General features: G+C 71.4%; 5 protein-coding genes and 1 pseudogene. 2 read left to right on the forward strand and 4 right to left on the reverse strand.

From position 1 onward, the window contains the following. Positions 1-26: 26 nt before the first annotated feature. From FV223_RS20470 to FV223_RS20485, 4 genes and pseudogenes are all read right to left on the reverse strand, one after another. A pseudogene (locus FV223_RS20470) lies at positions 27-809 on the reverse strand (penicillin-binding protein activator); the annotation flags it as partial. A 51-nt stretch (positions 810-860) separates the two neighbouring features. Beyond that, positions 861-1,223, reverse strand: a complete 363-nt coding sequence (gene rpsP / locus FV223_RS20475) for a 30S ribosomal protein S16 (protein WP_147728730.1) — start codon at positions 1,221-1,223, stop codon at positions 861-863. 104 nt (positions 1,224-1,327) lie between these two features. Continuing rightward, positions 1,328-2,890 carry a signal recognition particle protein gene (gene ffh / locus FV223_RS20480; RefSeq protein ID WP_147728731.1) on the reverse strand — a complete coding sequence of 521 codons (1,563 nt, stop codon included), beginning with the start codon at positions 2,888-2,890 and terminating at the stop codon, positions 1,328-1,330. A gap of 4 nt (positions 2,891-2,894) precedes the next feature. Then, the gene (locus FV223_RS20485) at positions 2,895-3,110 is read right to left on the reverse strand and encodes a glutathione S-transferase (protein ID WP_147728734.1); all 216 of its coding nucleotides are present in this window, start codon (positions 3,108-3,110) and stop codon (positions 2,895-2,897) included. A gap of 281 nt (positions 3,111-3,391) precedes the next feature. Here FV223_RS20485 and FV223_RS20490 point away from each other — a divergent pair, with 281 nt between their 5' ends. Next, positions 3,392-3,583, forward strand: a complete 192-nt coding sequence (locus tag FV223_RS20490; protein WP_147728732.1) for a hypothetical protein — start codon at positions 3,392-3,394, stop codon at positions 3,581-3,583. 116 nt (positions 3,584-3,699) lie between these two features. Continuing rightward, positions 3,700-4,239 (forward strand): ATPase, encoded by a 540-nt coding sequence (locus FV223_RS20495; RefSeq protein ID WP_147728733.1) that lies wholly within the window; start codon positions 3,700-3,702, stop codon positions 4,237-4,239. Positions 4,240-4,674: the final 435 nt, after the last annotated feature.

Consider the following 4,674-nt stretch of genomic DNA (forward strand, 5'->3'; position numbering starts at 1 on the left):
GGCCACGGCTGACGCGCGGCGGAGGCTCAGGTGCCGGGTTTGGCCAGGGCGCGGGGCGCCGGGCTGACCACGCTCGACGCGTTGTTGCGGATCTCGTGGACGGCGAGCGCCCGGTCGCTCAGGCCGTCGGCGCGGAAGCGGAAGGTGCCGTCGACGCCGGCGAACCCGGCGCTCTTGGTCAGGGTCGCGTCGGCGAAGCGCTGGGTCCCGTATTGCCGCGCGAGCGCCGCACTGAGCGAGACCGCGTCGTAGGCCAGCGAGGCGACCCGCGGCGGGCTCGTGCCGAACCGCGCCTGGTAACGCCCGGCGAAGTTGCCGAATCCGCCGGTGTCCGGTGCGGCGAAGCGGCCGCCCTGCAGGGCCGGCAGCGCGAAGAGCCGCGGCTCGTTCCAGACCGCGGTGCCGATCGGCCGGACGCGGGACGGCGCGAAGCCGGCCTTGGTGAGCGCGGCCGCCACATTCGGCAGCCCATCGGCGGTCTCGGGCAGGAACAGGGTGTCGGCCTGCGCGCCCGGTCCGGTGATCAGGCCGCCGAGGCGCGCGATCGCCGGCTCCGGCGCGCCGGGGGCGTAGCGCTCGATGCCGACGAGACGGGCGCCCTTGCGCGCCACCGCTTCGCGGAACTGCGCCTCGACGGCGTTGCCGTAGGCGTTCTCGGGGATCAGCGCGGCGAAGGAGCGGCGCCCGCCCGCGACCGACTCGTCGACGATCCGGTCGACCTCGGCCTGCGGGAGGAAGCTCAGCAGGTAGGTGCCGGGGCCGGCGACGCTCGCATCGGTCGAGAACGCGATCACCGGCTTGCCCGCGGCGCGCGCCGTCGCCGCGGGATGGGCCTGCGGGACGACGCATGCTGGCGCTCCTTAAGCGGCCGCGTCCTCGGCGGGCTTGGCGGCCTTCTCGGCGCGCTTGGCGGCGCGCTCCTTGGCCTTCTCGCCCGGCTCGGCCTTCTGCGGGTTGTTGCGGGTGGGGCGCTTGGCGAGGCCGGCGGCGTCGAGGAAGCGCAAGACGCGGTCGGTCGGCTGCGCGCCCTTGGCGAGCCACGCCGTGATCTTCTCGGCCTCGAGCACGATGCGGGCCGGGTCGTCCTTGGCCTTCATCGGGTCGTAGGCGCCGACCTTCTCGATGAAGCGGCCGTCGCGGGGCGCGCGGGCGTCGGCGACGACGATGCGGTAGTACGGGCGCTTCTTGGCGCCGCCACGGGTCAGGCGGATCTTGAGGGACATGTCTTCAGCTCCTGATTTGCTTCGATCGATCGGCGAATCGTGGGTAGTGAGTAGCGAACAGATGGCCGAAAGCCCCGTTCGCTATTCGCTACTCCCCATTCGCCCTACTTCTTCTTCCCGAACGGGAAGCCGCCGAGGCCCGGCATCTTCGGCGCGCCGAGACCCGGAAGGCCCGGCATCTTGCCGCCGCCCCCGAGGCCGGGGGGCATCGGCGGCAGCTTGCCGCCGAACTGCTTCTGCATCGCCTCGATCTGCTCCGGCGTCGGCTCGGGCATCCCCGGGGGAAGCCCGGGCATCCCGCCCATGCCGCCCGGCATCCCGCCGCCGAGGCCGAACATCGAGCCCAGCGCTTGGCCGATGCCGCGCTTGCCCGAGCCCATCGCCTTCATCATGTCGGCCATGGTCCGGTGCATCTTCAGGAGCTTGTTCAGCTCCTCGACCTTGGTGCCCGAGCCGGCCGCGATGCGCTTCTTGCGGGAGTTCTTGAGGAGATCGGGGTTCTTGCGCTCCTGCGCCGTCATCGAGGAGATGATCGCGCGCTGGCGCTTGAACATCTTCTCGTCGAGGTTGGCGCCCTCGACCTGCTTCTTCATCGCGCCCATGCCGGGCAGCATGCCCATCAGGCCGCCGATGCCGCCCATCTTCTCCATCTGGGCGAGCTGCATCGACAGGTCGTCGAGGTCGAACTTGCCCTTGCGCATCTTCTCCGCGGTGCGGAGCGCCTGCTCGTGGTCGATGGTCTCGGCCGCCTTCTCGACGAGCGAGACGATGTCGCCCATGCCGAGGATGCGGTTGGCGACGCGGGAGGGGTGGAACTCCTCCAGCGCGTCGACCTTCTCGCCGGTGCCGACGAGCTTGATCGGCTTGCCGGTGACGGCGCGCATCGAGAGCGCCGCACCGCCGCGCGAATCGCCGTCCATGCGGGTGAGCACGATGCCGGTGACGCCGAGGCGCTGGTCGAAGGCGCGGGCGGTGTTGACCGCGTCCTGGCCGGTGAGCGCGTCGGCGACGAGCAGGACCTCGTGGGGTTTCGTCGCCGCCTTCACCTCGGCGGCTTCCTGCATCAGGGCCTCGTCGACCGTGGTGCGGCCGGCGGTGTCGAGCATCACCACGTCGAAGCCGCCGAGCCGGGCGGCATCCATCGCACGCTTGGCGATCTGCACCGCCGACTGGCCGGCGACGATCGGCAGGCAGGCGACGCCGACCTGGCCGGCGAGGACGGCGAGCTGCTCCATCGCCGCCGGACGGCGGGTGTCGAGCGAGGCGAGCAGCACCTTGCGCTTCTCGCGGTCCGACAGGCGGCGGGCGATCTTGGCCGTCGTGGTGGTCTTGCCCGAGCCCTGCAGTCCGACCATCAGGATCGGCACGGGGGCGGGCGCGTTCAGGTCGATCACCGCGGCGTCGGTGCCGAGCATCGCCACGAGCTCGTCGTTGACGATCTTCACGACCATCTGGCCGGGCGTCACCGACTTCAGCACGACGGCGCCGACGGCCTTCTCGCGCACCGCGTCGGTGAAGCCGCGGACCACCTCGAGCGCCACATCGGCCTCGAGCAGGGCGCGGCGGACCTCGCGCATCGCGGCGGTGACGTCGGCCTCAGTCAGCGCACCCCGGCGGGTGAGGCCGGAGAGGATGCCGGACAGGCGGTCGGAAAGGCCCTCGAACATGGCGCTACTGGTCCAGCCCCGACGCGGCGGCGCGACGCGCCTGGAACGCATCCTCGAAGGCGCCGACCGCGCGGGCGAACTTGTCCCGGCAGCCCGGATTGCAGAAGCCGACCACGGCGCCGTTGTACAGCGTCAGCGAATCGGCCGCGATCGGCTTGCCCGACCAGGGGCAGACCTCGTTCACGGCATCCTCGATGCGCAGGGCGGCGGATGGGGTCATGGCGTGGGTCAAGGACGGCCTTCGTGAGGACGCTGCCGCCAACGCCGAGCACGCCCGAGGGCGCGGACGCGCTGTCGGGCGTTGACCTCCGGTCTCGGTGGACCGGTCGGCTTCGGAGTCGACGAAGAACGTCGGATGCGCCGAGCGATACGTAAGCTCACGCGAAAAGTCAATTTCGCGACGGATCCGCAGCGGTCCGTCGTCCCCGCCGACGGCCGGGCTCGCCTTTTCGCACGGTCCTCCCACCTTCGGAAGACCAAGGCGCCAAGGAGGAGACCCGCATGGCATACGTATCGGCCAAGATCGTGGAAGAGGGCAGGGCGGCCAAGAAGCAGGGCGCGCCGCACTCGGCCGACCCCTACCCGGCCGGCTCGCAGGACAGCGCGGACTGGCTCGAAGGCTACACCTTCGACGAGCGCGAGCAGAACGTCGACCAGGAGAGCGACCAGGAGATCGAGAAGGGCGCGGGCTGAGGGGCAGGGCGGGATCCGGCCCACATTCCCGTCGTCGGACGGCGAGACGGCGTTAACCTTTACCGATCGTTAAGCATGTTCGGCGCTGAATGGCCTCGATCGTTGAGGACATGCCGATGTCGGACCCCGCCCGCAACCTGCCACCCTACGAGTCCGGTGGACGCCCGGCCCCGGGCCCGCTGCGCGACTGGCTCGCCGCCATGAAGGCCCAGGCGCCCGCCGCCCAGGCCCCGGCACAGCCCCAAGTCGAGGCGCGCCAAGTCGAGGCGCGCCCGGCGCCGCGTCCCGAGGCCCGCGCCGCCGAGCAGGCCTGGTCGCCCCGGATCGTGCAGCAGCCGGCCGAGGCCCCGCGCTCGAACTCGGACGCCGAGGACGTCTCGGAGCTGATGGCCGAGAACCTGATGCTGAAGGCCAAGCTTCGGCTCGAGGCCGACCGCCACGGCGAGCTGCAGACCCTGCTCGCCCAGGAGATCCGCGAGCTGCGCAACCACGTGCAGATCGAGATGAACGCCCTCCAGGAAATCCGCGCCGAGCGCGATCACTTCCGGGCGGAGCGCGATCAAATCCGCGACGAGCTCGACGCGATGCGCGAGGAGCGCGACCTATGGCGCGCCCGCACCGAGGCGCTGGCGCAGCCGCTGTTCCAGAAGCGCTGAACCGGCTTCGCATCGGCACGGCGACGCGATCGCCGTGCCCCCCGAAAAGCCGAAGGGCCGCCCGTGAGGGCGGCCCTTCCATTGCCGAACCGCGGTCCGGCCGAAACTGTCCCGAGTGTGCGGCTCGAGCGCCCTTAGAAGGAGGCGCCGGAGGCGACGGTCCAGGTCCGGTAAGCCGAAGACAGCGGCTGATGACAATGAGACACTGGATCACCTCCTTTCGTTCGTTGCTGGGACCCCGAAGGTAGGCGGTGGGCCCCGCCCTGTGAAGCCCCTCGCCTGCGTTGTCTCGCCGCCCCCCCGCGGCCGGCGGGACGTCAGGGGCGACTCGCGACGACGGTGGCGACGAGGTCCCGCAGGATCGTGGCCAGCTCGGCCTGCGCGGCGGGCGTCGCGAGGTTGTGGTCGGTGCCCGCGATGATCGCGACCGGCGCG

The sequence above is a fragment of the Methylobacterium sp. WL116 genome, assembly GCF_008039455.1.
Lineage (GTDB): Bacteria > Pseudomonadota > Alphaproteobacteria > Rhizobiales > Beijerinckiaceae > Methylobacterium.

Excerpts from the sequence above, each read along its gene's own strand:
- rpsP (WP_147728730.1), bottom strand. The coding sequence starts at position 1,223 with ATGTCCCTCAAGATCCGCCTGACCCGTGGCGGCGCCAAGAAGCGCCCG.
- ffh (WP_147728731.1), bottom strand. The coding sequence starts at position 2,890 with ATGTTCGAGGGCCTTTCCGACCGCCTGTCCGGCATCCTCTCCGGCCTC.
- FV223_RS20485 (WP_147728734.1), bottom strand. The coding sequence starts at position 3,110 with ATGACCCCATCCGCCGCCCTGCGCATCGAGGATGCCGTGAACGAGGTC.
- FV223_RS20490 (WP_147728732.1), top strand. The coding sequence starts at position 3,392 with ATGGCATACGTATCGGCCAAGATCGTGGAAGAGGGCAGGGCGGCCAAG.
- FV223_RS20495 (WP_147728733.1), top strand. The coding sequence starts at position 3,700 with ATGTCGGACCCCGCCCGCAACCTGCCACCCTACGAGTCCGGTGGACGC.